We start from the raw sequence: 273 nt of genomic DNA on the forward strand, positions 1-273 counted from the left end.
TGCCGTTAAGTCAATAACATATCTGTCATTCTCTATCCAGACATGGCAATCATTTTCAGCATCTGTACCTTTCATTAATTTAAATTCAGTATAACCTTCATTACTTAAAACTCTATACAATAGGCCAGAGGTAATATCACAACAATCAAATGGGAAATATTGATGACAGGAATTTATAAAGTTTTTAAGTTCATTAGAAAGACAAGAATAAACACTTTCAGAAATTTGCCTAACATTATCAAAATTATTAGTATCCATATTATCTAATTTTCC

1 protein-coding gene is annotated in these 273 nt (G+C 28.6%); it reads right to left on the reverse strand.

The genetic code is table 11. The features are described 5' to 3' along the window. Positions 1-258 (reverse strand): hypothetical protein (locus ACODJP_RS14040; protein ID WP_422482552.1); only part of this gene is annotated, 258 nt, incomplete at its 3' end. Positions 259-273: the final 15 nt, after the last annotated feature.

This window comes from Pleomorphochaeta sp. DL1XJH-081 (genome assembly GCF_049310885.1).
Classification (GTDB): domain Bacteria; phylum Spirochaetota; class Spirochaetia; order Sphaerochaetales; family Sphaerochaetaceae; genus CAYZJV01.